The sequence below is a fragment of the Bradyrhizobium sp. BRP56 genome (genome assembly GCF_020194035.1).
Classification (GTDB): Bacteria; Pseudomonadota; Alphaproteobacteria; order Rhizobiales; family Xanthobacteraceae; genus Bradyrhizobium; species Bradyrhizobium australafricanum.
Genome location: NZ_JADYVV010000002.1, coordinates 130,346 through 156,119 on the forward strand (window position 1 = coordinate 130,346; position 25,774 = coordinate 156,119).

Consider the following 25,774-nt stretch of genomic DNA (forward strand, 5'->3'; position numbering starts at 1 on the left):
AATCGGCGGAGGTGGAACGGGAGAAAATGGCGAAGGTTCCTAGGACAGGCTTGCGTTGGCGAGGCGCTCCGAATCAAAGCAAGCGAAAAATGATCGGAGATGGTGCGGCGATTTGCAGCACTGGCGAGCCGCGCCCTCCGGCTTGCCGAAGGCTGTGGCGAATGGTCGCTAGGGATACGCAGACGCGAGATCGGCGAGCGATTCCTGACCCGAAGGGACCGCGCTGTCCGAATGGCGATGCGGTCACGTGACCGGATGCAGCCGGCGATCGGCAGGCTGTTTCCGAAAATTCAGGAGGAAGCCTCATGATCCCGTCCCACATGCGCCTGGTCGGCGCGGTCGTCGCGCTGTTGCTTGGGGCGAGCGGTCCGGCGCCCGCGCAGCAGCTCGAGCTCAAGCTGATGGCGCCGGCGGCGCCCGGCGGCGGCTGGGATCAGACCGCGCGCTCGATGCAGCAGGCGCTGGTCGCCTCCGGTGTCGCACGCAGCGTCCAAGTCACCAACGTTCCCGGCGCCGGCGGCAGCGTCGGCATTGCGCAGTTCGTCAACGGCGCCAAGGGCGACGGCAACCAGATGATGGTGAACGGCTTCGTCATGGTGGGCGCACTCGCCATGAACAAGTCGCCGGTGACGCTGGATCAGGTGACGCCGATTGCGCGCCTCACCGAGGAGACCCAGGTCATCGTGGTGCCGGCGAACTCGCCGATCAAGACGACGCAGGATCTCGCCACCGCGGTGAAGGCCGATATCGCCAAGGTGACCTTTGCCGGCGGCTCGGCCGGTGGCGTCGACCACGTGATGGCGGCGCTGTTCGCGGGCACGGTCGGCGCCGATGCCAAGAAGATCAACTACATTCCGTTCTCGGGCGGCGGCGAGTCGCTCGCAGCCATTCTCGGCGGCAAGGTCACGGCCGGCATTTCCGGCCTCAGCGAATATGAAGGCCAGATCAAGGCCGGCAAGTTGCGCGCGCTCGGCGTCACGTCGGCGAACCGATTGCCGGGCGTCGATATCCCGACCTTCAAGGAGCAGGGCATCGATCTCGTGCTGGCCAATTGGCGCTCGGTGGTCGCACCGCCCGGCATCACGCCGGAGCAGCGCAAGGTGCTGAGCGATGCGGTCGAGAAGATGGTGAAGTCCGATTCCTGGAAGGAGATCCTGAAGCAGAAGGGCTGGGACGACGCCTATCTCGGTGGCGACGCCTTCGCGGATTTCCTGAAGAAGGAGATCACGCGCGTGACCGAGGTGCTGAAGTCCGTCGGCCTCGTGAAGTCATGACGCCGGACGCGGCGTCTGAAAACCTCCCGCCCGCGCCGGCGCGGCGGGTCGATCGCGCCGGCGTGGTCATCGCGGCCGCGCTTGCCGGGCTTGCCGCGGTGCTGGTGTGGGACGCCAGCAAGCTGCCGTCCACCACGATGTACGGCATGGGGCCGGAGGCGATGCCGGTCGTCATCGCAATCGGCCTTGTCATCCTCGCGGTCGGCAATCTGATCGACGCGCTGCGCGGCAACCTGCCGCCGCGCGAGAGCATGGATCCGAAACCGGTGTGGCTGATCATCGGCGGCCTGGCGCTCCTGATCGCCGTCATCGGCCTTGGCGGCGGCTTCATCCTCGCGACCTCGGCGCTGTTCGTCACCACGTCGGCGGCGTTCGGCCGCCGCGCCGTCCTCGCCGACACCGCCATCGCGCTGGTGATCACGACGCTGATTTATCTCGCGTTCGACAAGCTGTTGACGCTGAGCCTTCCCGCCGGCCCGCTGGAGCGACTGCTGTGATGGACACCTTCGCCGCGCTGGCGCACGGCATGGCGGTCGCCATGCAGCCGATGAACCTGCTCTACGCCCTGATCGGCGTGTTCCTGGGCACCGCGGTCGGCGTGTTGCCGGGCATCGGACCGGCGCTGACGGTCGCGCTGCTGCTGCCGGTGACCTACAAGCTCGATCCCGGCGGCTCGCTGATCATGTTCGCCGGCATCTATTATGGCGGCATGTATGGCGGATCGACCACCGCGATCCTGATCAATACGCCGGGCGAGAGCGCGTCGATGGCGACCGCGCTCGAGGGCAACAAGATGGCCAAGGCCGGCCGCGGCGGCCCGGCGCTGGCGACCTCGGCGATCGGCTCGTTCGTGGCCGGCACCATCGCCACCATCGGCCTCGCATTCCTCGCGCCATGGCTGGTCGATTTCGCCGTGCGCTTCGGGCCGGAGGATTACTTCGCGCTGATGTGCGTCGCCTTCGTCACGGTGTCGGCGACCTTCGGCGACTCGCCGGTCCGCGGCCTCACCAGCCTGTTCATCGGCCTCACGCTCGGGCTGGTCGGCATCGACAAGCTGACCGGTCAGGCGCGGCTTGCCTTCGGCATCCCCGAACTGCTCGACGGCGTCGAGGTGACGACGCTCGCGGTCGGCCTGTTCGCGGTCGGGGAGGCGCTCTATGTCGCCTCGCGCCGTCATCACGCCGAGGAGAAGCTCGAGCCGGTGCGCGGCTCGTTGTGGATGACGCGGGAGGACTGGCGGCGGTCGTGGAGGCCGTGGCTGCGCGGCACGCTGTTCGGTTTTCCGATCGGGGCGCTGCCGGCCGGCGGGGCGGAGATCCCGACATTCCTGTCCTATTCCACCGAGCGGCGCCTCACCAAACATCCCGAGGAGTTCGGCAAGGGCGCGATCGAAGGCGTCGCAGGGCCGGAAGCGGCGAACAACGCGTCCGCCGCCGGCACGCTGGTGCCACTTTTGACGCTCGGGCTGCCGACCTCGGCAACGGCTGCAATGATGCTGGCGGGCTTCCAGCAATACGGCCTCAACCCGGGGCCGCTGTTGTTCGCGGAGCGGCCCGACCTGGTGTGGGGCCTGATCGCGAGCCTGTTCATCGCCAACGGCATGCTGCTGGTGCTCAATCTGCCGCTAGTCGGCCTTTGGGTGCGGCTGCTGGCGATCCCGCAGCCCTGGCTCTATGCCGGCATCCTGGTGTTCGCCACCATGGGCACGATCGCGGCGAAGCCGTCGGTCGTCGAGCTGTCGATGCTGGCGGCGTTCGGCGTCATGGGCTTTCTGATGCGCCGGTTCGACTTCCCGATCGCGCCCGTCGTGATCGGGCTGATCCTCGGGCCGATCGCCGAAAGCCAGTTGCGCCGCGCGCTGGCGATCAGCCTCGGCGATCCCATGGTGCTGCTGCAAAGCCCGATGTCGGCGACGCTGCTTGGCATCGCGCTGATCGCGCTGCTGGCGCCGTTCGTGCTCAAGGGGCTGGGGCGATTCAAGGCGAACGAGGATTAGGGCGCGACCAGACCGTAAAAGGCCCGCTCCGGGGCTCGCATTTCGGAGCGGGCCAGTCTGGGCACGGCAAATATCGCCGCGACGCGAAACCTAGCGCGACAAGCTGACACCACCCTGACGACAGCGAAAAAAGAGAGGCGGCCGAATGCCGCCTCTCGGTCACATGATTTTCCGTGAACTGATAGTTCAGCTCACCATTTGTAGGCGAGGCTCGCCGTGATGCGGCGGCGATCGCCGTAGTAGCAGGAGCTGATGGTCGCGCAGCTCGCGACATAAATCTTGTCAGTGACGTTCACGACGTTGAGCGCCGCGCGCCAGTTGTTGTCCCATTCGTAATGCAAGGCGAGGTCGCCAAGCACGACCCCCGGGACGCGTGCGGTGTTCGCGGTGTCGGCAAAGGACGAGCCGACATAGCGCACGCCGCCGCCGAAGCCGAAGCCCGTGAGCGGGCCGTCGCGGAAGGTGTAGTCGGTCCACACCGATGCGAGCTGCTGCGGCGCGTTGGTCGGCACGGTGCCGATCAGCGCGGGATTGAGGTCCTTGCTGACGAACAGCTCGTAATTGGTGTAGCTCGCCACCAACTTGAAATCGCGCGTGATGTTCGCGACCGCCTCGAGCTCGACGCCGCGCGAGGTGACTTCGCCGTTCTGGGTCTGGAACAGCGGGTTGCTGGGATCGGTGGTCAGCGCGTTCTTGCGCTTGAGGTCGAAATACGCGACGCCGAACCGTGCGTTGAGCCCGACCGGCTCGTATTTGACGCCGACCTCGGTCTGCTCGGAGGTTTCCGGCAGCAGCAATTGGCCGGACGCGGTGGTGCCGATGACCGGATTGTAGCCCGTCATGTAGGAGACGTAGGGCGCAACGCCGCTGTCGAAATTGTAGATCGCGCCGACACGGCCGGAGAACTTGCTGTCGTCGCGGCCCTGGGACGCGCCGATCCGGTTGTTGTTGGTGAGATCGACCCAGTCCTGGCGTCCGGACAGCACAACCGTCAGGCGGTCGAGCTTGACCTGATCCTGCAGATAGAGGCCGGCCATGCCCTGGGCGAGATAGCCGTTCTGATAGAGCGGGCCGCTGTACGGCAGGTTGGTGCCGTAGACCGGATTGAGCACGTTGAGATTGGTGCCCATGCCAAAACCCTGGCGGTCGTCGATGCCGTAATATTTCAGATCGACGCCGACCAATGCGGTGTGCTGCAGCGCGCCGGTGGTGAAGCGGTATTCGAGCTGATTGTCGAGGTTGAGCTGGGTGGCGATGCCGCGGGTGTAGAAATTGCCGCGGGTGATGTCGGCGGCGGCCGGCGTCGTCGCGTAGCCGAGCCCATAGAGGCCGGCATAATAGACATCGACATGCGCCATGCGCGCGTTCTGGCGGAAATCGACGCTGTCGGTCACGCTCTTCTGGAACTGGTAGCCGACCATCTGCTGGTCGCGGCGAAACTGGTCGGCGCTGGGATCGCCGACGAACAGGCTGGTCGGAATCCGGCCGAACGGCGCGTTGGTGACGGTGCCGACATAGGGCAGGAAGTTCAGCGCGCGGGTGTTGCTGTGCGAGGCCATGCCGAACACGGTGAGGCTGGTGTCGGCATCGGGCCGCCAGGTCACCGACGGGGCAAAGAAGAAGTTGTTGTCGTAGACATAGTCGGTCTGAGTGCCGCCGCCCTGGGCCTGGCCGACCAGGCGGTACTGCACCTGGCCATTGCCGGGCTGCGCCGTCGCGCCGCCGATGTCGAACTGGGTATAGGCGTTGCCGAAATTGTTGACGCCGGTCTCGATGTAGCGAATGGGCTCGGCCTGCGGCAGCTTGCTCACCGCGTTGACGAGGCCGCCCGGCGCCGAGCCGCCATACAGGATGCCGGACGGACCGCGCAGCACCTCGACACGTTCGAGATTGAAGGGCTGCAGCTTCCAGCTCGCATAGGAGGTGTAGAACAGCTGCAGGCCGTCGAGGAACAGCGACTCGTTCTGCGCGGGGAAGCCGCGGATCATGAACCAGTCGTTGCGGAAATCGGCGCCATAGGTGCCGCCGATGACGCCCGGCGTGTAGCGCAGCACCTCGTCGAACTTGCTGACGATCTTCTGGTCGCGGATCTGCTCGGCGCTGATGACCGACACCGATTGCGGCGTCTGGATGATCGGCGTGCTGGTCTTGGTGCCGCTGGCGCTCAGCCGCGCCAGATAGCCGGTGACCGGGCCGTTGGCACGTTCGTGCCCGCCGCCGGCGCCCGCGGGCTGCTGAGCGGTCTGTGGCTGCGCGCCCACCGGGGCGGCCGTCGTGCGGCGCGAGGCGCTGCGTGCGCGCGTGGTCCGTTGCGAGGGCTGCTGCGACCGCACCGCCTGCCGCTGCGGCGCCTCGACTGTCACGGACGGCAATTGCGTCTGGGCGAAGACATCGTCCGCACCAACAACCGAAAACACCACGACAGCCGAAGCAGCAAACCGCTGCGGCCGAGTCCACCTGCACGACATTTATTCCACGCTCCGTAAAAAAATCTTGAGCGAGTCGTTATCACGGTGATTTTCGCGAGCAGCCTGCACGGGGTTAGAAGCTGTCGAAGTTGCACGCTAAGCTCGGCTGTGTGACCGGGAGACAACGGCGTATGACGCGCAATTGCACGCATCGCGTGAGAGCCTTGAATCGATCCAGTGTTGAACGATTCAAAAATCGAACGATTCAAAAATTGTCTCGTCATCTCGTGAGTCGATGCATCGCGATCGCGCGCGACATGATCAAGCCAGTCCGATGTCGCGCGGTTGCGCGAGCAACGCGTTGAAACCTCGAGGCGATGGTTGTCTTGTCCGCGGCCCCGAGCGGTCGGGAAGGGGTTGTCACGTTCCATTTGGCGGCTGCCACAGCCGTGCTGGCCGCGCGGCGGGAACCGGGCGGCGGGGGCGGCCGTCCGGCCGGCTGGCAATCCCCGCCGTCCCCACCATATCTGGCATAATTGACCGCCAGGGACCGCAACCGCTTGGCCATTTTGGGGCGATGTGATAACGCTCTGAAACCAGCTTCGACCGCCACTCGTGACCGTCCGCACCCTGCCTAAAGGCTTGCGGCGGTGGAGATATTTCGCCGATGACCTCATCCAGCAAGACCGCTTCCGCGCCCGATTCCTTCTTCACCGCGACCCTCGCCCAGGCCGATCCCGAGATCGCCGCCGCGATCAAGGGCGAGCTCGGCCGGCAGCGTCATGAGATCGAGCTGATCGCCTCCGAAAACATCGTCAGCCGCGCCGTGCTGGAGGCGCAGGGCTCGGTGATGACCAACAAATACGCGGAGGGTTATCCGGGCGCGCGCTACTACGGCGGTTGCGAGTGGGTCGACGTTGCCGAGACGCTGGCGATCGAGCGCGCCAAGAAGCTGTTCGGCGCCGGCTTCGCCAACGTCCAGCCGAACTCCGGCAGCCAGATGAACCAGGCGGCGTTTCTGGCGCTGCTGCAACCCGGCGACACCTTCATGGGCCTCGACCTCGCGGCCGGCGGCCACCTCACCCATGGTTCGCCGGTCAACATGTCCGGCAAGTGGTTCAAGGCCGCGCACTACACCGTGCGCCGCGAGGACCAGATCATCGACATGGACGAGGTCCAGAAGCAGGCCGAGCAGGTCAAGCCGAAGCTGATCATCGCCGGCGGCTCGGCCTATTCGCGCGCCTGGGACTTCAAGCGCTTCCGCGAGATCGCGGATTCCGTCGGCGCGTATCTGCTGGTCGACATGGCGCATTTCGCGGGCCTCGTGGCCGGCGGCGTGCATGCCTCGCCGGTGCCGCACGCCCACGTCACCACCACGACGACGCACAAGTCGCTGCGCGGCCCGCGCGGCGGCCTGATCCTCACCAATGACGAGACGCTGGCCAAGAAGCTGAACTCGGCGATCTTCCCGGGCCTGCAGGGCGGTCCGCTGATGCACGTCATCGCCGCCAAGGCGGTGGCGTTCGCCGAAGCGCTGCGGCCGGATTTCAAGGTCTACGCCAAGAACGTGGTCGAGAACGCCAAGGCGCTGGCGGAGACGTTGCGCGGCCATGGCCTCGACATCGTCTCCGGCGGCACCGACAACCATCTGATGCTGGTCGACCTCAGGCCGAAGGGCCTGAAGGGCAACATCTCCGAGAAGGCGCTGGTGCGCGCCGCCATCACCTGCAACAAGAACGGCATCCCGTTCGATCCCGAAAAGCCGTTCGTCACCTCCGGCCTGCGGCTCGGCACGCCGGCGGCGACCACGCGCGGCTTCGGCGTCGCCGAGTTCAAGCAGGTCGGCGGCATGATCGCCGAAGTGCTGAACGCGCTGGCGCAGTCGCCGGACGGCAAGGCGCCGCTGGTCGAGGCCGCGATCAAGGAGCGCGTCAAGGCGCTGACCGATCGCTTCCCGATCTATCAGTAAAAGGTCGCTGCAAGAGGTCCCGTCGGATGCGCTGCCCGAGCTGCAATTCTCTCGACACGCAGGTCAAGGACTCGCGTCCGACCGAGGACTCCGCGGTCATTCGCAGGCGTCGCGTCTGCATGGCCTGCAACTTCCGTTTCACGACCTTCGAGCGGGTGCAGCTGCGCGAGCTGACCGTCATCAAGCGCAACGGCCGCCGCGTGCCGTTCGACCGCGACAAGCTGGTACGCTCGCTGCAGATCTCCTTGCGCAAGCGCCCGGTGGAATCCGAGCGGGTGGAGAAGATGGTGTCCACCATCGTGCGCGAGCTCGAAAGCGGCGGCGAGGCCGAGGTCTCCTCGGAGGCGATCGGCGAGATCGTGATGGAGCATCTGCGCCAGCTCGACGACGTCGCTTATGTGCGCTTCGCCTCGGTCTACCGCAATTTCCGCGAGGCCAAGGACTTCGAGGCCGTGCTCGACGAATTGACCGGCGAAGAGGACCCGCGGCTCGCGACGCTACGCAAATGATCTTCCGCATTCTGGAAGACCAGTTCGCGCAGAAGGCCAAAGAGGCCAAGGAGGCGGCAAAGGCGGCCGATCTGCGCCTCATGCAGCTGGCGCTGGCGCTTGGCCGGCGCGGGCTCGGGCGCACCTGGCCCAATCCGGCGGTCGGCGCCGTCATCGTCAAGGACGGCGTGATCGTCGGCCGCGGCTGGACGCAAGCAGGCGGCCGGCCGCATGCCGAGGTCGAGGCACTCAGGCGCGCCGGCGATGCCGCGCGCGGCGCCACGCTCTACGTGACGCTCGAACCCTGCTCGCATTTCGGCCGCTCGCCGCCCTGTGCGGATGCCGTGGTTGCGGCCGGGCTCGCCCGCGTCGTCTCGGCGATCGAGGATCCCAATCCGGAAGTCGCGGGGCAGGGGCACGCCAAGCTGCGCGCCGCCGGCATCGCGGTCGATGTCGGGCTGTGCGCGGAAGAGGCCGCGCGCGACCATGCCGGGCACTTCCGCCGTATCAGGGACAAGCGCCCGCATGTGATCCTCAAGCTCGCGGTGTCCGCCGACGACAAGATCGCTGCCAGCGGCCATAGGCCGGTTACGATCACCGGAGAGGCCGCGTGGACCCGCGTGCATCTGCTGCGCGCGCAGAGCGATGCGATCCTGGTCGGCATCGGCACGGTCAAGGCCGACGATCCGCTTTTGACCTGCCGGCTGCCCGGCATGGCGGCGCGCTCGCCGGTGCGCCTGGTGCTGGACCGCGCGCTGCGGATCTCTGGCGACAGCCGCCTGGTGCATTCGGCGCGCGAGACGCCGCTCTGGGTGCTGACCTCTGACATGGCGGAGGCGCCTGCCGCGGTGAAGCTAGGTGCCGCCGGCGCGCAGGTGATCCGCGTCGCCGCCGGCGCGTCCCAAGGGCTCGATCTGCCGTCCGTCCTGCATGCGCTGGCGGAGAAGGGGATCTCGCGCCTGCTGGTCGAGGGCGGATCGCGCGTGGCAAATTCTTTCGTGGCAGCCGGCCTTGTCGACGAGATCTGGCTGTTGCGCGGGCCTGATGCGATCGGTGCCGACGGCGTTCCCGCGCTGGACGCAATGCCGCTCGACGCAATCACGCAGTCGCCCGCCTTCCGGCTTCGTGCTAGCGAAGCCTTGGCCAAAGATGTTTTGACTATCTACGATCGATCCTAGGTCGTCATGCCCGGGCTTGACCCGGGCATCCACGTCTTGGTCGCCAGCAGTGAAGTAAGTCGTGGATGGCCGGGTCAAGCCCGGCCATGACGAAGAGTAAGAGGTTTGTTGTGTTCACGGGAATTGTCACCGATATCGGTGAGATCACCAGCCTGAAGCAGGTGGCGCAGGGGCAGCTGCACCGGATGCGGATTGCCTGCGACTACGACCAGACCACGATCACCGACGGCGCCTCGATCGCCTGCAATGGCGTCTGCCTCACCGTCGTCGCCTCCGGCACCGCCGATGGCAAGACCTGGTTCGATGTCGATGCGGCGGCCGAGACGCTCGGCATGACCACCGCCAAGCATTGGGGGCAGGGCGGCCGGCTCAATCTCGAGCGCGCGCTCAAGATCGGCGACGAACTCGGCGGTCACATCGTGGCCGGGCATGCCGACGGCATCGCCACCATCGTCAAGCGCGACGATCTGCCCGACATGGCGCGCTTCGAGCTGCGAACCAGCCGCGAACTGGCGCGTTTCATCGCGGCGAAGGGATCGGTCACGCTGGACGGAGTGTCGCTGACCGTGAATACGGTCGACGACGTCAGCTTTTCGGTGCTGATCATCCCGCACACGCTTTCCGTGACGACCCTGAGCGGCTGGAAGGCCGGCAGCGAGGTCAATATCGAGGTCGATCTGATGGCCCGCTACGCGGCGCGGCTGTCGGAGATGAAATGACGGCATAGCCGTCAAGCGGCAGTCATTCCGGGGCGATGCGAAGCATCGAACCCGGAATCTCGAGATTCCCCGGTGCACTATTGTGCACCTGCGGTCTGGTCCTTCGGACCATCCCGGAATGACAGTGCCTGAGGCATTCGTGCTTGGCTTCAGTCGTCGGGGCGACTACAAACTCGCGAAACGTTGACATCCAACGTTGTCGGTGAATGTCAACAATATGAAATGGATACGTAGATGGCTGACGCGCGGCGCGCACCCCTGAAGGACCAGACCGACATTACCGGCGCACGCGTGCTGATCGTCGAGGCGCGGTTCTATGACGACATCCAGGATGCGCTGCTGGAAGGCGCGCTGGCCGAGATCAAGGCCGCGGGGGCGACGCACGACGTGATCACGGTGCCGGGCGCGCTGGAGATTCCGGCGGCGATTGCGATCGCGATCGATGCGGCTGAAGCGAACGGCAAGCCGTATGACGCGGCGATCGCGCTCGGCTGCGTGGTGCGCGGCGACACCATCCATTTCGAGATCGTCTCGCAGGAGTCCTCGCGCGGATTGATGGATTTGGCCATCAGCCGGAAATTCCCGCTCGGCAACGGCATCCTCACCGTCAACACCGAGGCGCAGGCCTGGGCGCGGGCGCGCGCCAGCGAACTCAACAAGGGCGGCGACGCGGCGCGTGCGGCGCTGGCGATGCTGCGGATCAAACGCCGCCTGGCAAAGGCTTGACCATGGCTGACAACAAGAAGCCCGCGAAAGCCCCCGACAGAAAAGCCAACCGCCGCGGCGCGGCACGGCTCGCGGCGGTGCAGGCGCTCTATCAGATGGACATTGGCGGCGCCGGCATCAACGACATCTTCGCCGAGTTCGAGAGCCACTGGCTCGGCAACGAGGTCGAGGGCGAGAAATATTTGCCGGCGGAAGCCGCGTTCTTCCGCGACGTGGTCTCCGGCGTGGTGCGCGACCAGGCCAAGCTCGATCCTTTGATCGACGAGGCGCTGTCGAAGGGCTGGCCGCTGAAGCGGATCGACGCCATCCTGCGCGCGGTGCTGCGGGCAGGCTCCTACGAGTTGGAGCATCGCAAGGACGTGCCGGGCCGCGTGGTGGTCTCCGAATATGTCGACGTCGCGCACGCCTTCGTCGAGAAGGACGAAACCGGCATGGTCAACGCCGTGCTCGACCAGATCGCGCGCCAGTTCCGCGGCGACGAGTTTGTGCGGAGCTAGGTGCCGCGATGCCGCCCACCTCCGTAGCCGTCACCCTGAGGTGCCGTAGCGAAGCGGAGGCCTCGAAGGGCGACGGCGTGGCGCTACGGTCGCATCGGGGCCGTGCATCCTTCGAGGCTCGCTTCGCTCGCACCTCAGGATGACGGGTTGATGACCCAAGCAAGCAAACATACCTCCGGCGAAGACTCCCTGATCGCGCGCTATTTCAAGCCGCTCGCGACCGATCCGGGGGCGTTCGGGCTCGACGACGACGCCGCCGCGCTGAGGGCGGACGGCGAAGACATCGTGGTTACCACGGACGCCATCGTCGAGGGCGTGCATTTCCTCCGCGATGATCCGCCCGACACGCTGGCGCGCAAGGCGCTGCGGGTGAACCTCTCCGACATCGCCGCCAAGGGCGCGGTGCCGGCCGGCTTCGTGCTGACGTTGGCGCTGCGCGGCGCCGAGGAGGCCTGGCTGAAGCCGTTTGCCCGGGCGCTCGGCGAGGACGCCGCGCATTTCGGCTGCCCGCTGCTCGGTGGCGACACGGTCTCGACGCCGGGGCCGTTGATGATCTCGATCACTGCGTTCGGCCGGGTGCCGCAGGGTACGATGGTGCATCGCGCAGGGGCGCAGGCGGGCGACCGTGTGTTCGTCACCGGCACGATCGGAGACGCCGCGCTCGGCCTCGATGTGCTCCGGGGTGGCCCGGTCGCCGCGGCTCTGGCGGACGATGTCGTCGGGCGGGATTTTCTTGCCGCCCGTTACCGTGTTCCGCAGCCGCGCAACGCCTTGGCCACGGCCGTCCGCACCCACGCCAGCGCCGCGATGGATGTGTCCGACGGGCTTGCCGGCGATCTGACCAAGCTTTGCGCAGCCAGTGGTGTGGCGGGCGTGATCAACGTGCCGAGCATCCCGTTGTCGTCCGCGGCCGCAGGGCTGCTCGCGCGCAAGGCGATCGGTATCGAGACCTTGGTGGCCGGCGGTGATGATTACGAGCTCTTGTGCGCGGTCCCGAGCGATCATGTCGACGCGTTTCTGCGCGACGCACGGCAGGCAAAGGTCGCGGTGACCGCAATCGGCGGCCTGATCGCAGGCTTGTCGCCACCAAGCTTCCTTGACGGGCAGGGGCGGGAACTGAAGCTGAAGCGGCTGTCTTACAGCCATTTCTAGAGCGTTTTCGAGCGAAGCGGGCACCGGTTCGCATTAAGAAAACGCGTTGGAACGGAAGCAGCGCTAGACTTCCCGCGCCTGATCGCGCCGATTTTCCTTCTAAATAGCTGCCGATATCGGCGTTTTCGGCCACAGGTGGCGTTGCACAGCGGTAACGATTTTGGCAAGGTCGCGCCCGATTTGAGGCAATCCGTTTTTGGGGAGGATTGTCCTCGCAAAATAAGCGCCTGCCGCCCCCTAGCGGCACAAGAAGGCGCGGGGGTTACATCAAGGATCTGAGGCAACATGACAGCTTTATGGTTGATTGTGCTCTGCGGGGCGCTTTCCATCGTCTACGCGATCTGGGCGACGCAGTCGGTCTTGAACGCGGATGCGGGCAATGCCCGCATGCAGGAAATCGCGGCCGCGGTGCGCGAGGGCGCACAGGCCTATCTGCGGCGGCAGTACACTACGATCGGCATGGTCGGTATCGTGATCTTCGTGGTGCTGGCCTACTTCCTGGGCCTGCTCGTGGCGATCGGCTTTGCGATCGGCGCCATCTTGTCGGGGGCTGCTGGCTTCATCGGCATGAACGTCTCGGTGCGCGCCAACGTCCGCACCGCGCAGGCGGCAACCACCTCGCTCGCCGGCGGCCTCGAGCTCGCCTTCAAGGCGGGCGCGATCACCGGCATGCTGGTTGCCGGTCTCGCACTGCTCGGCGTCACCATCTACTTCATGGTGCTAGTCAAGTTCATGGGTCTGGAAGCGAGCAGCCGCACCGTGGTCGACGCCATGGTGGCGCTCGGCTTCGGCGCCTCACTGATCTCGATCTTCGCCCGTCTCGGCGGCGGCATCTTCACCAAGGGTGCGGACGTCGGCGGCGACCTCGTCGGCAAGGTCGAGGCCGGCATTCCCGAGGACGATCCGCGTAACCCGGCCACCATCGCCGACAACGTCGGCGACAATGTCGGCGACTGCGCCGGCATGGCGGCGGACCTGTTCGAGACCTATGCGGTGACCGCGGTCGCCACCATGGTGCTCGCGGCGATCTTCTTCGCCAAGACGCCGATCCTGGTGAACATGATGACGCTGCCGCTCGCGATCGGCGGCATCTGCATCATCACCTCGATCATCGGCACCTTCTTCGTCAAGCTCGGTGCCAGCCAGTCCATCATGGGCGCCCTCTACAAGGGCCTGATCGCCACCGGCATCCTGTCGCTGGTCGGCGTCGCGCTCGTGATCAATTGGCTGGTCGGCTTCGGCAAGCTCGACGGCGTCGACTACACCGGCATGGCGCTGTTCTGGTGCGGCGTGGTCGGTCTCGTCGTCACCGGCCTGATCATCTGGATCACCGAATATTACACCGGCACCGACTATCGCCCGGTGAAGTCGATCGCCTCGGCCTCGGTAACCGGTCACGGCACCAACGTGATCCAGGGCCTCGCGGTCTCGATGGAAGCGACCGCGCTGCCCGCGATCGTGATCATCGCCGGCATCCTCGTCACCTACAGCCTTGCCGGCCTGTTCGGCATCGCGATCGCGACCGCCACCATGCTGGCGCTGGCCGGCATGATCGTCGCGCTCGACGCCTTCGGCCCGGTCACGGACAACGCCGGCGGCATCGCCGAGATGGCGGGGCTGCCGAAGGAGGTGCGCAAGTCGACCGACGCGCTCGACGCGGTCGGCAACACCACCAAGGCGGTGACCAAAGGCTACGCGATCGGCTCCGCCGGTCTCGGTGCGCTGGTGCTGTTTGCGGCCTATAATCAGGACCTCAAATTCTTCATCAGCGACTCCAACGCCCATGCCTACTTCAAGGGCGTCAACCCGGACTTCTCCCTGAACAATCCTTACGTCGTGGTCGGCCTGCTGTTCGGCGGCCTGCTGCCGTATCTGTTTGGTGCGATGGGTATGACCGCGGTCGGTCGCGCCGCCGGTGCGATCGTCGAGGAAGTGCGCCGTCAGTTCCGCGAGAAGCCCGGCATCATGCAGGGCACCGACAAGCCGGACTACGGCAAGGCGGTCGACCTGCTGACCCGGGCGGCGATCAAGGAGATGATCATCCCGTCGCTGCTGCCGGTGCTGTCGCCGATCGTGGTCTACTTCCTGATCTACGCGATCGCGGGCGGCGGCGCAGCCGGCAAGTCGGCGGCATTCTCCGCGGTCGGTGCCATGCTGCTCGGCGTCATCGTCACCGGTCTGTTTGTCGCGATCTCGATGACCTCGGGCGGCGGCGCATGGGACAACGCCAAGAAGTACATCGAGGACGGCCACTACGGCGGCAAGGGCTCTGACGCCCACAAGTCCGCAGTGACCGGCGATACCGTCGGCGATCCCTACAAGGACACGGCGGGCCCGGCGGTGAACCCGATGATCAAGATCACCAACATCGTGGCGCTGCTGCTGCTGGCGATCCTGGCGCACTGAGCGGCGGACACGACTGAAACGAAGCCCCGCGGTGAAAGCCGCGGGGTTTTATTTTTGAACCAGACGCGAACAACACGGAGATCAATCGATGTCGCTCTCATCCGCACGGAACTACGCGCTCCGCGCCTCCAAATCGCAGGATCAGAAGGAGGCCATCGAGCTGCTCTCGAAGGCGATCATGGAACTGGCGATGTCGATTGAAGCGACCGACGCCAAGGTCAAGAAGATCAACAAGTCGTCGTAGCCGCACCGTGCTGCGGACTGGGACAGAATCGTAGGGTGGATTAGCGAAGCGTAATTCACCGACAGGTCTAACCGCGGCGGCGGATTACGCCCTCCGCCTTCGCTCGTTGAGCTGCGGCGGACGCGGTTGGCTAATCCGCCCTACAGCTCAGCAGTCGTCATCCCCGCGCAAAGGCTTCGCCTTTGTCGCTGGAGGTGCGAGCCTTGCGGCGCAATTGCGCCGCTGGGCGAGCCTCGAAGGATGGAGGCGGTGCATGCGGCCATCCTTCGAGACGCCGCGCAAGCGCGGCTCCTCCAGCGACAAAGGCGAAGCCTTTGCGCGGGGATGACGCCGAGTACGCGGCGCGAGCCTTGTTCGGAGGCTATTTCACCTCCATCTGCAAGCCTTCCTTCTCGATGATCGCCGCGAACTTCTTCGTCTCGGCATCGACGAAATCGGAGAATTGCTGGGGCGTGCCGTAGTCGGCGCGCGCACCCATGCCGGCGATGTTCTTCTTGACGTCGTCGCGCTCCAGCATCGCCTTGACCTGGCGGTTCAGCTCGTCGAGCACCGGGGTAGGCGCGGTCTTCGGCAGGAACACGCCGAACCAGGACGAGACGTCGAACTTTGCCAGTTCCGGCGCGCCCTCCCGCATCGTCGGCAGGTTCGGTGCAGAATCGCTGCGCTCCGGCGTGGTGACACAGAGGCCATTCAGCTTGCCGTCCTGCACCTGCGGCAGCGACGGATAGAGATTGTCGAACAGGATCTGGATGTCGCCGGCGAGCCCGGCCTGCAATGCGGGACCGGCGCCGCGGAACGGCACGTGCGTCATCTTCAGCCCGGTGAGCTGCAGGAACCAGGCGCCGGTAAGGTGAGGGCTCTGCCCGGTGCCGGACGAGCCGTAGGTGAGTTTGTCCGGATTCTTCTTCAGGAAGGCGATCAATTCGGGGATCGACTTGAGGCCGGTCGACGGATGCGCCGACACGATGTTCGGAATCCGGATCATGTTGGAGACCGGCTGCAACTGGTCGGCCTTGTAGGTCAGGTTGCGGAAGATGCTGTAGGCGATCGCGTTCGGGCCGGGATTGCCGATCAGGATGGTGTGGCCGTCGCCCTTGGCGCGCGTGACCTCGGATGTGCCGATGGTGCCGCCGGCGCCGGAGCGATTCTCCACTACCACCGACTGGCCCCAGAGCGGCTGCAAATGCGCGGCGAGCAGCCGCCCCATCACGTCGGTCGAGCCGCCGGCCGCCGCCGGCACGATGATGCGGACCGTCTCGGTCGGCCGCCAGTCACCGGCGCCGAGGCTCGCGCGCGGCAGGATCGCCGCGGCCGTCAATGCGGCCGTGCCCGACAATACCGTACGACGGGAAAATCTCTTGGCTCTCATGCGTTTACCCCCTGCTCAGGCTCTTGTTTGCGAGCAAACTAGGGGACCGCTTGCCCCTCGGGCAAGCGACAACTTGGCGCAGCGGCTTATGCTCTGGACTCCAGTTTGACGCGTTTTCTCACGCGAACCGGAGTCCACTTCGCTCTAGTTGAAGCTCAGCAGCTTGAAGAGCGGTGTCAGGTAGGACATTTCCTGGCCCGACGTCGGCGTGGACCGGCTGACGAAGTCGAAGATCTTGCCGTCCTTCAGGCCGTAATTGGCCAGTCGGCGCACCTGCCGGTTCTTGTCGAAATAGACCGCGATCACGCGCTGGTCGATCACCCGCTGATTCATGAAGGCGACCGGGCGGGAAGTCCGTTGCGAGATGTAATAAAACACCTCGCCGTCCAGCGTTGCGACCGTCGAGGGCGTGCCGAGCACGATGAGCACCTGGTCCTGGCTCGCGCCGATCGGGATCTGCTCGAGCGCTCCCTCGGGCAGGATGTAGCCCTTCTGGAATTGTTCGCCGGCGCAGCCGCCGAGTGCGGCGCAGACGAGGCCAATCGCCGCGACGGCGCGCAGACGCGAAAAGAACCCGCGCGCGGAAGCGGCGCGAGACTGTCGTGAAAGAGTTTGGTTCATCGGCGGAACTGATCCGTCCCCTTGCATCGGCCGAGGCATTGACGTACCGGGCAGCTCAATGGATTGCAATCATGCCGAGCTCCAATGGGCGACCTCTCAACAGGCGACCCTTTGGGGACCGGCAGCCGGAACCCGTCATGCTTTGGCCGTTCAATCACTTCAGAAGACCCCGGGTGCCCGCGCGCAGCACCATTGAGACCATCTATGGCATGATCGTGACGCAGGCGCGAGAACCGTTGTTTTACCGTGACTTGGGCGTTCCGGACACGGTTAACGGCCGTTTTGACCTGCTTCTGATGCATCTGTGGCTGGTGCTGCGGCGACTGAAATCCGTCGAGGGCGGCGTCGCGCTGTCCCAGGCCCTGTTTGATCATTTCTGCATCGATATGGACGACAATCTGCGCGAAATGGGCGTCGGCGACCTCACGGTGCCGAAGCGCATGCAGGCGTTCGGTGAAGCCTTCTACGGCCGTACCGCAGCCTATGATTTGGCGCTGACCGACAGCGAGGCGGCCTTGGCCGAGTCGTTCTGCAAGAACATCCTCAACGGTCAGAACATCGACAAGGCCCGCGAGCTCGCCGCCTATGCCAGGGAGGCGATCGAAGAGCTGGCGCGCGCCGATCTCGCGGCGTTGGCCAAGGGCGCGTGGCGCTTACCGGTACCACAGGCTGCGGGGACGGCGGCATGAGCGGCGGCACCACGGGGCAGCCCGATGCACGGCGCGACCGCGACCCCTGGCGGGTTCTCGTCAATGTCGCGCAGATTCCGGAGACCGGCCTGCATCGCGAGATCGCAGCCGACGAGGCGGCGCGCAAGGCGATGGCCGAAGTTGCCGAGTTGAGGGAGGTCGTCTCCGCGCGTGCAGAGTTCGACCTGCAGCCCAAGCGCGACGGCAGCTACCACGTCACCGGCAGAGTTAAGGCCAGGGTCGGGCAGACCTGCGTAGTGACGCTCGATCCGATCGAGAACGAGATCGATGAGCCGATCGATGTGGTGTTCGCGCCGCCCGAGCAGATCCCGCAAATGGCCGACCTGGTCGACGACGCCGACGACAGCGATGAGGAAACGCCGGACCCGCCGGAGCCGATCGTCGGCGGCTTCATCGACATCGGCCGGCTTGCCACCGATGCGCTGTTTCTCGGCATAGACCCGTATCCGCGCAAGGTGGATGCGGTCTTTGAACAGAAGGCTGAAGCCCCTGACCCGGAAAATCATCCTTTCGCGGCGCTGAAGGCGCTGAAGGAAAAGCCGGACGGCAAGAAGCCGAAGGGAAGTTGAGGGCGCCTGGCGCCACATTTGCGGGGATGGCTTGCCTGCAAGCTTGCGCGAGCACTGTTCCTAGTTACTTCAAATACGTGTCGCAATACATTGAAATACAATGTATTTCTGGTATGTTCTGATGTGTTGCGTGACGGTTCGGCAGCTGCCTCATTTGCGGTCAAGAGGTTGTGTCGGACCGAGGACACGCTATTGTCGCGGCCCGGCCGGGACGCGAGTTGGTGTTTCGCCGCGCGCCGTTAACGGCGGTGACTTCAAGCTCGCGGTCCTCGTCTGAAGGGCTGCGGGAAAGCAGGCTTCCGGGACGTTCATGCCTCAAAAGGTTCGAATAGCGCTTGACGCCATGGGGGGCGATGTCGGCGCTGCCGTCGTCATTCCCGGCGCTGCTATCTCGCTGAGCCGTCATCCCGACAGCGAATTCCTGCTGATCGGGGACCGGGCCCAGATCGAGCCGGAGCTCGCCAAGCATCCGGCGCTGAAGGCGGTATCGAAAGTGATCCATACCGACGTCGCCGTGAAGAACGATGAGAAGCCGAGCCAGGCGTTGCGGCGGACCCGGCGGGCGTCATCGATGTGGCTCGCGATCGACGCCGTGAAGCATGGCGAGGCCGATGTCGCGGTCTCCGCCGGCAACAGCGGCGCGCTGATGGCGATGGGCAGCATCAATCTGCGGACGCTGCCGGGCGTCGACCGCCCGGCGCTCGCCGGAGTTTGGCCGACTCTGCGCGGTGACTCCGTGGTGCTCGACCTTGGTGCCACGATCGGCGGCGACGCCCATCATCTCGCGACACTGGCGGTGATGGGGAGCGCGATGGCCAGCGTGCTGTTCAACATCGAACGGCCCACCGTCGGCCTCCTCAACATCGGAGAGGAGGAGGTCAAGGGCCATGAGGAAATCCGCGAGGCCGCCGAAATGCTGCGCGCCCTATCTGACATCAACTATATCGGCTTCGTCGAAGGGGACGGCATCGGCAAGGGGCGTGCCGACGTAATCGTGTCCGAAGGATTCAGCGGCAATATCGCGCTCAAGACCGCCGAAGGCACTGCCCGCCAGATGTTCGACCTGTTGCGCGAGGCGATCGGTTCGAGCTGGATCTCGCGCATCGGCTATCTGCTGGCCCGCGGTGCATTCCGGAAGCTGCGCGACAAGCTCGATCCCAACAAGTCGAATGGCGGCCTGCTGCTCGGCCTGAAGGGCGTGGTGGTCAAGAGCCATGGCGGCGTCAACACGGAAGGCTTTGCTTACGCGGTCGATGTTGGCTATGAGATGGCCCACTACGATCTCCTCACCAAGATCAATCAGATGCTTAATCGCGACGGCAGTGCGCTGGTGCAGGCGCAGACCGCGCAGGAGGCTGTCTCGTGACCGCGATACGTTCGGTAGTGCTCGGCTGCGGCTCTTATTTGCCGGAGCGGGTTTTGACCAATGCCGAACTGGCCAGCCGGATCGACACGTCGGACGAATGGATCGTGCAGCGCACCGGCATCAGCGAGCGCCACATCGCGGCCGACGACGAATTCACCTCGCATCTGGCGATCAAGGCGGCGCAGGCCGCGCTCGCCCACGCGCAAGTCGATGCGCAGTCGATCGACCTGATCGTGCTCGCGACCTCGACGCCGGACAACACCTTTCCCGCCACCGCGGTCGCCGTCCAGCACGCGCTCGGCATCAACCATGGCGTCGCCTTCGACCTGCAGGCGGTCTGCTCCGGCTTCGTTTTCGCGCTGGCCACCGCCGATAATTTCCTGCGCGCCGGCACCCACAAGCGGGCGCTGGTGATCGGTGCCGAAACCTTCTCACGCATCCTCGACTGGAACGACCGCGGCACCTGCGTGCTGTTCGGCGACGGCGCCGGCGCGGTCGTGCTGGAGGCGCAGCAGCAGTCCGGCACCACCAGCGACCGCGGCGTGTTGACGACGCATCTGCGCTCCGACGGCCGCCACAAGGCGAAGCTGTTCGTCGATGGCGGGCCCGGCTCGACCAGGACGGTCGGATACCTCCGGATGGAGGGCCGCGAGGTGTTCAAGCACGCCGTCGGCATGATCACCGACGTGATCGTCGACGCCTTCAACGCCACCGGCTTTACCGCCGAGGACATCACCTGGTTCATCCCGCACCAGGCCAACAAGCGAATCATCGATGCGTCGGCGCATAAGCTTCATATTGCGCCGCAGAAAGTGGTCCTGACGGTCGACAAGCACGGCAACACGTCGGCGGCCTCGATCCCGCTCGCGCTGTCGGTTGCCGTGAAGGACGGGCGCGTCAAGAAGGGCGATCTGGTGCTGTTCGAGGCGATGGGCGGCGGCTTTACCTGGGGCTCGGCGCTCGTGCGCTGGTAGCGCATCGCCAAACAGTATCGACAGGTTGCCGGTATCTTTCCTACGCCTGGATGCTGGTCGCTGTTGACCATTGCGCGCTAAGCTTTTAATTTCAGTCAAGAAATTGTTCGCCGAGAGTGCGGGGCAGGCGATGACCACGGGAACCGGAAAAACAGTTACGCGCGTCGATTTGTGTGAGGCGGTCTACCAAAAGGTGGGTCTGTCGCGCACGGAATCGTCGGCATTTGTCGAGTTGGTGCTGAAGGAGATCACCGATTGCCTGGAAAAAGGCGAGACGGTGAAGCTGTCCTCGTTCGGCTCCTTCATGGTGCGCAAGAAGGGCCAGCGTATCGGCCGTAATCCGAAGACCGGCACCGAGGTGCCGATTTCGCCGCGGCGGGTGATGGTGTTCAAGCCGTCGGCGATCCTGAAGCAGCGGATCAATGGCCATGTCGTCACCAATGGCGACGGCAGCAAGGCCGACTAGAGCGTTTTCAAGCGAAGTGGATACCCGGTTCGCGTGAAGAAAGCGCGGCAAACCTAGAATCCGGAGCCCCGTTCCGATTCAATCGGAACGGAAACGCTCCAGGCATTGAGCTCAAAGGAGCGGGCATTTGGACAAGGCGCCGGATGCGTTCCGTACCATCAGCGAGGTCGCTGATGAACTCGATATTCCCCAGCATGTGCTGAGATTCTGGGAAACGCGCTTCGCGCAGATCAAGCCGATGAAGCGCAGCGGCGGACGCCGCTATTATCGCCCCGACGACGTCGACCTGCTCAAGGGCATCCGCCGGCTGCTGTACGGCGAGGGCTACACCATCCGCGGTGTGCAGCGGATCCTGAAGGAGCACGGCATCAAATCGGTGCAGGGCATCGCCGACCAGACCGCGGCGGTCTCGTTCGGCGCGGTCGAGGAAGCCGTCGGCAACAGCATGGCCGAGCCCGACGACCTCGAGAGCAGCGACGGGCTCGATTTCGACGGCGAGGAGGGTGATGGCGACGAGAAGGGGATCGACTACCGATTCGTCGATCCGGACGAGGATCCGATCCTGTCGACCTACAAGGCGCACGCCCAGCCGGGCAAGGCGCCCGCCGCGCCGCCGGTTCGTCCCTCCGTTCCGTCAGTCGATCGGGAGCGGCTCGAACGCGTGCTGCAGGAGCTGGTCGCCTGCCGACAGATGATCGACGCGGCGATGAAGGACGGCTGAGGGGGAACCGGTGCCCGGATTGCAGTCGTCAGAAGCCTGCTTTGCCTTGCGCGAACGCAGGATCGCAGCTAATGGAACGGCATCGGAGCGTGGCGCAGCCCGGTTAGCGCACTAGTCTGGGAGACTAGGGGTCGGAGGTTCAAATCCTCTCGCTCCGACCATTTTCTCAAAATTCGTTCGGTGATGGTTTGAAGCGGACGCGCATCGCGCGCCGCCGGCTTGCGATTGGTTGCCGATGCTGCTCGCCAGTCGCGGAAAGCTGTGCGCGGAAGCCAGCACGCTGTCGTTAATATCGAGCAAACGCTCGTTGAAGAGGCAGCACCTAGCCGATCGCATCGGCGGCCGTCGTGTCGATGAACAAGCGTTCATGGAACGTCACTGATTTCAGGCGGTTAGTTGCGGGGCGCATTTTGGAGGACAAAATGAAGCACGCAATCATCGTCCTGTCCGCGGCATGCCTGATGGCTTCCACTCCGGTTGCTTTTGCACAGGGCGTTTCGAGCAAATCACCTGGACACGAGATGCAAAAGAAGGGCTCCAAGAAGGGCAGTCCCGGCGCTTCGGGCTATGCACCCGGGCGCGAGATGCAGGCACGAGGATCGAAAGCCGGGAGCCCAGGGGCCTCTGGCTACGCCCCTGGTCAGACGACGGGGTCGGGCAGCGGGATGACCGGAGGCAGCTCGACCAGGTCCAGATAGTTACACTGCAAGATTGGCTTCTCGGGGCCCCGGCCGTCAGCGCCGGGGGCTCCTTTTCCATGGCCCGTTCACGGATCGACCGCGGCTTGGCCCGTTTCATGCTTTCCATTGAGGGCAAAATGGGGGGCCAACGTGATTGCTGAACACTTCCTGGTCTGGGCTGCACTGCTGAGCGTTCTCGCCTTCCTGGCGTTCCAGTCGCCGGGGCGCGGACACCGATAAGTCTCCGCATCGTACGCTTCGCAAGGTGAGCGGCGCGACCGTGCCGGTTGCCAGTCGTCCCGTCCGCTGCAGAGCCGGTCGCCTCAGGCCTCGGCCTCCATCGCAACAATCAGGCAGGCCTTTTCCAGGCGGTTGGTGAGCATCGAAAGCTTGGCCGTGAACTCGGCCAGCTCAGCCTCGCTGAACTCCTCGAACACGGTTTTCTTGAACGCCTTGTGCTGTTCGGCGAGGCCCGCGAGGTGTTTTTTGGTCTTGTCGGTCAGCGACAGCCGGACCACGCGCGCATCGGCCGGGGAGGGCGCGCGCCGCAGCAGCTCCTTCTGCTCGAGCAGCTTGGATTGCGTGGTCACGAACGACGGATCGACGTGCAGCAGTTTCGACACCACGTTGATCGGCACGCCGTCATCCTTGTCGAGATCCGAGATCGCGATGAGAATCATCCATTGCGGACCGCTGACGCCAAGCGACTTGCCCCAGAACTGACGGACGCGCTCCAGATGCGAGTTGATGGCCGAAATCTCGAGCGTGAACCGCTTGATGATGTCGAGATGTTCGATGGCGCGCTGGCGCGTCGAATCCTTCCTTGTCACTGACACAGCTTCCTCTTCCCTCGGGCGCCGACTCAGCTTTGTGCTGATTTATTTCTTGTTTTCTGCGCTGCAGTAGGTTTTTTCCCGCAAGCCGCCAACGAACGCAAGTGAACGTAAAGTAATTATGATGGTCGTGTGACGGTTGGACTATTTGGGGTGTGACAAGTTTTCTCAGGTAAGCAAAGGGCTTACAGGCAGCGTTGCCGACGAGACACAGTGTGGCCGCATTCGCATTCCTGACTTTATAAACTATTTTGATTGGCGAACTCGCCAATGCATATTGAACCCGGCGGTAGGGGAATCTCGATCGTCCCGTTGCGGTGATCGTTCAAGTCCGTCGCACACCACAGATTGATCTGAGGGTGCGGGGTTTGGGGAAAACGGTCTTGGACAATGCGGGAGGATCACGGGGCGCTCGCGGCCTCGGACTCTCCGCATATGAGCAACTTGGAGGTTTAATATGAATTTGAAGAGCCTTATCCTGGGCTCGACGGCTGCGCTGGTCGCGGTCGGCGGGGCACAGGCGGCCGATCTTCCCGTCAAGGCCAAAGCGGTCGAGTACGTGAAGGTTTGCTCGCTTTACGGTCCGGGCTTCTACTACATCCCCGGCACCGACACCTGCATCAAGCTGGGCGGCTATGTGCGTGCTGACGTCGTGGTGAACGGCAACAGCGTGTACGGCGCGAACTACAACGGCGCCAGCGGTGCCAACAACCGTTTCACGAACGGCTACACCTGGCGTTCGCGTGAAGACTTCAACATCGATACGCGCACCGCGACCGAATACGGCGTGGTCCGCACCTATTTCGATGCGGTGTTCACCTGGACCTCCGACACCTATGCCGGTCAGGGCAACGGCTCGACCGTGTACTCGGCGATCGGCTCGTCTTCCGCGCCGAACAACGCCGGTTCGGGCAACGTGGCTGCCGGTACGGTCGGCGTCTACTACGCCTTCATCCAGTTCGCCGGCTTCACGATGGGTAAGGCGGTTTCGCAGTTCGCTGCCCCCTGGAACGGTTATCCGGGCAACAACTACGACGCACTCGTCGGTGGCGTGAACACCACCAACGGCATCAACCAGTTCACCTACACCGCGCAGTTCGGCAACGGCGTGTCGCTGGCTCTGTCGGCGCAGGACCAGGTTGCCTACATGCAGGCTGGCGTGAACAACCTCAGCGTCGGTGGTGCTTACGGCTCCAGCGACTACGCCGGCACGATCGCTCCGGACTTCGTCGCTTCGCTCAAGGTCGACCAGGCTTGGGGTATCTTCCAGGCGTCGGTCGCCGCGCATGACAACCACGCTGCCTACTACGGCGGCACCGAGTTGACCGGTCATCCCGACGACAAGTGGGGTTGGGCTGGTGCGTTGGCCCTGTCGATCAAGAACATCCCGACCGGACCCGGCGACACCATCAACATCCAGGGCGTCTACACCGACGGTGCGACCCGTTACAACATCCAGGAACTGGCCAGCCAGGCCGGCGCGATCGCCATCTTCGGCGGTTCGAGCCTGCCGGGCGTCTATGGCAGCGTTGGCTTCGGTACGGCACCCGACACGGTGTTCGGCCCCGGCGGTCAGCAGCAGTCCATCAAGACCTGGGGTATGCGCGGTGCGTACACCCACAACTGGGATCCCTACTGGAACACCAGCTTGTACGGTGCGTTCGCCGCTGTTTCGTACAACGATGCGGCTAAGTCGCTCATCTGCGGCGTTGGTGGCGTCGGTGGTTCGTTCCGTGCCGCATTCGCTGGCGGCGCTGGCGTGACTGCCTGCAACCCCGACTACAACATCGCGCAGATCGGCGTGATCACCCGTTGGACCCCGGTCAAGAACCTGACCTTCTCGGCCGACGTGACCTACTCGCACCTCGATCAGAAGTATGCCGGCATCATCACCACGTCGTCGACTGCTATCGGCAAGCCGACCGCGACCTACGAGCTGAAGGATCAGGACACTGTCCAGATGCTCTTCCGCGCTCAGCGCAACTGGTAATTCCGGTTGATCTGATCACGATCCAACAGAACCCCGGCAGGCAACTGCCGGGGTTTTTCTTTGCGAAAGATTCTAAGGAGAGCTGCGCTGCGTCAATTCGGTCCACGCGAACGACGAAGACGAGCCATGCGATTCATTCGCCGCAGACTTATTTACTTACCTGATCTACTAAACTATATACGCCACGGCCAACACATTGAATGATGGCTCTTAGCTAGCTGCTAAGCCTCCCAAACCTCCGGCAATGCCCTGCCGGAGGTTTTTGATTCAAGGGCCGAGCCGGCGTTGACGATGGTGGCGCGCGCCCCCCGCGCAAGCTGCGGTTGGCGATCGGGTTGCCGTCGCCTTCGATTCGACGTCGTCAGGATTTGACGGAATCGATCCGCAGTGCATTCTCGCCATTCATGGGACGCTTCAA

General features: G+C 64.6%; 23 protein-coding genes and 1 tRNA gene. 20 read left to right on the plus strand and 4 right to left on the minus strand.

Going from position 1 to position 25,774, the window contains the following annotated elements; translation table 11 throughout:
- The first annotated feature begins 305 nt into the window (after positions 1-305).
- Genes I6F38_RS02350 through I6F38_RS02360 form a run of 3 tightly spaced genes read left to right on the plus strand, consistent with a single transcriptional unit; the run spans position 306 to position 3,270 of the window.
- Complete coding sequence (locus tag I6F38_RS02350; protein WP_225158921.1) at positions 306-1,274, plus strand: tripartite tricarboxylate transporter substrate binding protein; 969 nt, start codon at positions 306-308, stop codon at positions 1,272-1,274.
- Entirely contained in the window at positions 1,271-1,771 is a 501-nt protein-coding gene (locus tag I6F38_RS02355; RefSeq protein ID WP_225158922.1) for a tripartite tricarboxylate transporter TctB family protein, read from the plus strand. The genes I6F38_RS02350 and I6F38_RS02355 overlap by 4 nt, the downstream gene beginning before the upstream one ends.
- Positions 1,771-3,270, plus strand: a complete 1,500-nt coding sequence (locus I6F38_RS02360; RefSeq protein WP_225158923.1) for a tripartite tricarboxylate transporter permease — start codon at positions 1,771-1,773, stop codon at positions 3,268-3,270. Before I6F38_RS02355 ends, I6F38_RS02360 begins: the two co-directional genes overlap by 1 nt.
- Positions 3,271-3,461: 191 nt before the next feature.
- Here the strand turns inward: I6F38_RS02360 and I6F38_RS02365 are convergent, their stop codons facing one another.
- The gene (locus I6F38_RS02365) at positions 3,462-5,738 is read right to left on the minus strand and encodes a TonB-dependent siderophore receptor (protein WP_225158924.1); all 2,277 of its coding nucleotides are present in this window, start codon (positions 5,736-5,738) and stop codon (positions 3,462-3,464) included.
- Positions 5,739-6,345: 607 nt separating this feature from the next.
- Here I6F38_RS02365 and glyA point away from each other — a divergent pair.
- The 9 genes from glyA to I6F38_RS02410 all read left to right on the plus strand — a co-directional run bounded on the left by glyA (position 6,346) and on the right by I6F38_RS02410 (position 15,057).
- Positions 6,346-7,647: a serine hydroxymethyltransferase gene (gene glyA, locus I6F38_RS02370; RefSeq protein WP_157341026.1), complete on the plus strand. Its 1,302-nt coding sequence runs from the start codon at positions 6,346-6,348 to the stop codon at positions 7,645-7,647.
- Between the two features lie 26 nt (positions 7,648-7,673).
- A complete protein-coding gene (nrdR, locus tag I6F38_RS02375; RefSeq protein WP_016844999.1) occupies positions 7,674-8,156 on the plus strand; it encodes a transcriptional regulator NrdR in 483 nt (160 codons plus the stop codon).
- Entirely contained in the window at positions 8,153-9,313 is a 1,161-nt protein-coding gene (ribD, locus tag I6F38_RS02380) for a bifunctional diaminohydroxyphosphoribosylaminopyrimidine deaminase/5-amino-6-(5-phosphoribosylamino)uracil reductase RibD (protein WP_225158925.1), read from the plus strand. Before nrdR ends, ribD begins: the two co-directional genes overlap by 4 nt.
- A gap of 110 nt (positions 9,314-9,423) precedes the next feature.
- The gene (locus I6F38_RS02385) at positions 9,424-10,032 is read left to right on the plus strand and encodes a riboflavin synthase (protein ID WP_225159049.1); all 609 of its coding nucleotides are present in this window, start codon (positions 9,424-9,426) and stop codon (positions 10,030-10,032) included.
- 234 nt (positions 10,033-10,266) lie between these two features.
- The gene (ribH, locus tag I6F38_RS02390; RefSeq protein ID WP_076834363.1) at positions 10,267-10,758 is read left to right on the plus strand and encodes a 6,7-dimethyl-8-ribityllumazine synthase; all 492 of its coding nucleotides are present in this window, start codon (positions 10,267-10,269) and stop codon (positions 10,756-10,758) included.
- 2 nt (positions 10,759-10,760) lie between these two features.
- On the plus strand, positions 10,761-11,255 hold the full coding sequence (gene nusB, locus I6F38_RS02395) for a transcription antitermination factor NusB (protein ID WP_038385411.1): 495 nt from the start codon (positions 10,761-10,763) through the stop codon (positions 11,253-11,255).
- 150 nt (positions 11,256-11,405) lie between these two features.
- A complete protein-coding gene (gene thiL, locus I6F38_RS02400) occupies positions 11,406-12,407 on the plus strand; it encodes a thiamine-phosphate kinase (protein ID WP_225158926.1) in 1,002 nt (333 codons plus the stop codon).
- Between the two features lie 285 nt (positions 12,408-12,692).
- Complete coding sequence (locus I6F38_RS02405; RefSeq protein ID WP_225158927.1) at positions 12,693-14,813, plus strand: sodium-translocating pyrophosphatase; 2,121 nt, start codon at positions 12,693-12,695, stop codon at positions 14,811-14,813.
- 88 nt (positions 14,814-14,901) lie between these two features.
- Positions 14,902-15,057 (plus strand): hypothetical protein, encoded by a 156-nt coding sequence (locus I6F38_RS02410; protein WP_167350400.1) that lies wholly within the window; start codon positions 14,902-14,904, stop codon positions 15,055-15,057.
- A gap of 361 nt (positions 15,058-15,418) precedes the next feature.
- On the opposite strand, the gene I6F38_RS02415 is transcribed toward I6F38_RS02410, so the two are convergent.
- Complete coding sequence (locus tag I6F38_RS02415) at positions 15,419-16,426, minus strand: tripartite tricarboxylate transporter substrate binding protein (protein WP_225158928.1); 1,008 nt, start codon at positions 16,424-16,426, stop codon at positions 15,419-15,421.
- 144 nt (positions 16,427-16,570) lie between these two features.
- Positions 16,571-17,047: an outer membrane protein assembly factor BamE gene (gene bamE, locus I6F38_RS02420; RefSeq protein ID WP_225158929.1), complete on the minus strand. Its 477-nt coding sequence runs from the start codon at positions 17,045-17,047 to the stop codon at positions 16,571-16,573.
- Positions 17,048-17,184: 137 nt separating this feature from the next.
- Between bamE and I6F38_RS02425 the strand changes: the two genes are divergently transcribed.
- From I6F38_RS02425 to I6F38_RS02455, 7 genes are all read left to right on the plus strand, one after another.
- Positions 17,185-17,736, plus strand: a complete 552-nt coding sequence (locus tag I6F38_RS02425) for a ubiquinol-cytochrome C chaperone family protein (RefSeq protein ID WP_225158930.1) — start codon at positions 17,185-17,187, stop codon at positions 17,734-17,736.
- Positions 17,733-18,326, plus strand: a complete 594-nt coding sequence (locus I6F38_RS02430) for a DUF177 domain-containing protein (RefSeq protein WP_225158931.1) — start codon at positions 17,733-17,735, stop codon at positions 18,324-18,326. The genes I6F38_RS02425 and I6F38_RS02430 overlap by 4 nt, the downstream gene beginning before the upstream one ends.
- A gap of 310 nt (positions 18,327-18,636) precedes the next feature.
- Entirely contained in the window at positions 18,637-19,692 is a 1,056-nt protein-coding gene (gene plsX, locus I6F38_RS02435) for a phosphate acyltransferase PlsX (RefSeq protein ID WP_225158932.1), read from the plus strand.
- Entirely contained in the window at positions 19,689-20,666 is a 978-nt protein-coding gene (locus tag I6F38_RS02440; protein ID WP_092077980.1) for a beta-ketoacyl-ACP synthase III, read from the plus strand. Before plsX ends, I6F38_RS02440 begins: the two co-directional genes overlap by 4 nt.
- A 130-nt stretch (positions 20,667-20,796) precedes the next feature.
- Positions 20,797-21,132 (plus strand): integration host factor subunit alpha, encoded by a 336-nt coding sequence (locus tag I6F38_RS02445; RefSeq protein WP_035631661.1) that lies wholly within the window; start codon positions 20,797-20,799, stop codon positions 21,130-21,132.
- Between the two features lie 127 nt (positions 21,133-21,259).
- Entirely contained in the window at positions 21,260-21,853 is a 594-nt protein-coding gene (locus I6F38_RS02450) for a MerR family transcriptional regulator (protein ID WP_018271909.1), read from the plus strand.
- Positions 21,854-21,936: 83 nt separating this feature from the next.
- Positions 21,937-22,014: transfer RNA gene (locus tag I6F38_RS02455), tRNA-Pro, on the plus strand.
- Positions 22,015-22,856: 842 nt separating this feature from the next.
- Here I6F38_RS02455 and I6F38_RS02460 read toward each other — a convergent pair.
- Complete coding sequence (locus I6F38_RS02460; RefSeq protein WP_076834347.1) at positions 22,857-23,369, minus strand: MarR family transcriptional regulator; 513 nt, start codon at positions 23,367-23,369, stop codon at positions 22,857-22,859.
- A gap of 454 nt (positions 23,370-23,823) precedes the next feature.
- On the opposite strand from I6F38_RS02460, the gene I6F38_RS02465 reads away from it, so the two are divergent.
- Positions 23,824-25,356: a porin gene (locus I6F38_RS02465; protein ID WP_225158933.1), complete on the plus strand. Its 1,533-nt coding sequence runs from the start codon at positions 23,824-23,826 to the stop codon at positions 25,354-25,356.
- Positions 25,357-25,774 lie beyond the last annotated feature (418 nt).